General features: G+C 56.3%; 4 protein-coding genes. All 4 read left to right on the plus strand.

The genetic code is table 11. From position 1 onward, the window contains the following. Positions 1-523: type II secretion system F family protein (locus KKA81_16180; protein ID MBU2652465.1), on the plus strand; the 523-nt coding region annotated here is incomplete at its 5' end. Between the two features lie 82 nt (positions 524-605). Beyond that, positions 606-1031, plus strand: coding sequence for a prepilin-type N-terminal cleavage/methylation domain-containing protein (locus KKA81_16185; GenBank protein ID MBU2652466.1), 426 nt, complete (start codon positions 606-608; stop codon positions 1029-1031). Then, positions 1021-1506, plus strand: a complete 486-nt coding sequence (locus tag KKA81_16190) for a prepilin-type N-terminal cleavage/methylation domain-containing protein (GenBank protein ID MBU2652467.1) — start codon at positions 1021-1023, stop codon at positions 1504-1506. Before KKA81_16185 ends, KKA81_16190 begins: the two co-directional genes overlap by 11 nt. A 12-nt stretch (positions 1507-1518) precedes the next feature. Then, on the plus strand, positions 1519-2646 hold a 1128-nt coding region (gene pilM, locus KKA81_16195), incomplete at its 3' end, for a pilus assembly protein PilM (GenBank protein MBU2652468.1).

The raw sequence follows: 2646 nt of genomic DNA on the forward strand, positions 1-2646 counted from the left end.
CGTCGGCGGGTTTTTGGTGCGTCGTTTTCTCAACGATGAGCGGGGGCGCTATTGGTTCGATCGAAGAGTACTGCACCTGCCGGTGTTCGGCAGCCTGATCATCAAGGGAAACGTCGCCCGATTCGGATTGATGTTTCACATTCTGTTCGATTCCGGACTGCCGTTGATTCGTTGTCTGGATATCCTGGCCAGTTCCATCAAAAACACAGCAATCGGGGCGGAAATCAAAACCATGACGGAACTTTTTCGCGACGGCAAGGACAGTCGATTGGCGACAACCGAGTTCGAGTATTTCCCTGAGTTGGCGTTGCAGATGATTACTATCGGACTGGAGTCGGGATCGCTGGGAAATATGCTTAGTGAGATATCGAGGCACTACTCCAAGGAGGTGCAGTATACGTCACGGCAGCTCACAGCCATCCTGGAGCCGATCCTGACGGTTGTGATGGGGGCCTTCGTACTGCTCCTTGCACTGGCTATCTTCTTGCCTATGTGGAACTTAATCAAGGTATTTAAAGGCTGATTCGGGCTCACTGAATGGCCCGGAACAGCCGATAATGTCTATAGACAACCATTTATCAGAAAGACTCAAGGAGGTACACGAGATGTACGCTTTAAAGAACCAAAAGGGTTTCACGCTCATTGAGCTCGTAATCATTATCGTGATACTCGGTATTCTGGCTGCGGTAGCCATTCCGAAGTATCAGGATCTTTCGGGTGAAGCCCGTGAGGCCGCTGCCCGCAGTTCGCTCGGATCGCTTCGTTCGGGAATCACGATTTTCTACGCCAACCAGGCAGTTAAAACCGGTTCGGCCGTCTGGCCGAGCGTTGCCGAAGTTCGCACGTCGGGCACGGTAATGGCCCAGGCAGTTCCTTCCAACCCGTTCCAGACAGCGGTTCCGGATTCCGTGCTCGATGGTACCGGTCAGATCAAGGGTACGGTCATGGGTGCGGCCGGCGGCTGGGTGTATAACCCGACCACGGGAGAGATTTGGATGAACAGCGACGGCCATAGCGAAAATGAGTGGTAGGGATCGAATCGTGAATCAGCTTTCGACAGGGTCGACCCGGCGTTGTCAGAGCGGCTTCACGCTGATTGAGCTCGTAATTATCATCGTCACACTCGGCATTCTCGCCGCGGTGGCGATCCCGAAGTTCGCCGATATCGGTGAAAGTGCCAAAGAGACGGCAACCCGCAAGGAGCTGCAGGAGCTGCGCCTTGCGGTCGTCGGCAACCCGGATCTGGTGGCCGGCGGAAAGCCGGTTGCGGCGGGCTACGAGGGCAACGTCGGGCATCTGCCCAACCAGCTTTCGGATCTTGTCGACAAGCCGGACTCGATTGCGCCGTATGACCGCCTGACCGGACTGGGCTGGCACGGACCGTATATTGATTCGACCGGCGGAAGCTATTTGCGCGATGCCTGGGGCAGCGCGTACCTGTACGATCGGTTGAATCGCCGACTCTTTTCAGTCGGCGGGACGGATACGATCGGGATCTCACTTTAAGAAAAGCACCTGATGATTAGCGTCAAAAACATTCTGCGGCGGAAAGCTGAAGGCGGGTCACCGGATCGGTCACGACTGGTCGAGACGAGGATTGCCGCGCGCACCTCTCCCCTGATCGGTCGGACGATCGCTTTTGTTGTAGGCGAAACCGCGATCCGGATGGCGACCGTGCGCCATCTCGGCTGGCGTCGGACTGTTCTTGACGTACGAGAGCAGCCTGTACCGGCCGACGAGGCGGATGGGGCGGTACGTCGGCAGGCGATCCAGAAGACAATCGGCGAATACCTTAAGACGTTTGGTCACCGTGGCACTCAGGTGCGGGTGGCCGTGTCGGGGCAAGAGACGGCCTTTCGGACTTTCCTCATGCCGGTGCTTAAACATTCGGATCTGAAAGCTGCGGTTCAAATTGAGGCGGCGCGCCAGCTCCCGTTTCCCCTGACGGAGTGCAACATTGATTTCCGCCCCGCGTTCAAGCTCGAAAGCTCCGGGCAGTCGCGCTATAAGGTGGCGCTCTACGCCGCAACACAACGTCGAATTCGCCAAGTGTTACAGCCGTTCGATGATCTCAAGGTCACGGTTGGCTCGGTGTGTCACAGTCATGAGGTCGTCGGCAAAATCCTGCCGTCCCTGCCCGATTATGATCCGGTCCAGGCGTATACGGTACTGACTATCGGTTCACAATCCTCGGAGATTGCCTTCTATCACGGCTCCACGCTGGAATTCTATCACCATACGAATACGGGAGGAAAACTGGCCGGAGACCTCAGCGATCCGACCCGTCGATCGTTTTTTGTCGAAACGTTGTCAACCGATATCCAGACTTCATTTGACTATTTTGCCGGTCAGCGAGCGACATCCTCGACACCGATCATTCATTTGTGCGGACAATTGGCCGGGAATGAGGCTTTCGTTGCCGAGTTGCAGGAGCGGACGGGGTTGATCTGCCAACGGTTTCCGATAGAGTCCCTGAAAGGTATTCAGTTTGCAAACGAAAACGCCAAGGCCGAAGCGGTGGTTTTCCTGCCGGTTGTAGCCGCAGCTCTGAATTCGAGGCGGGTGGCTGATTTGCTGCCGATTCAGGATCGAATTGCAGTGCGGAATCGCCGGATCGACCTTTTCGGCCGCGCGGCAGTGGCAGCC

It is taken from the genome of Bacteroidota bacterium (assembly GCA_018831055.1).
Taxonomy (GTDB): Bacteria; Bacteroidota; Bacteroidia; order Bacteroidales; family B18-G4; genus M55B132.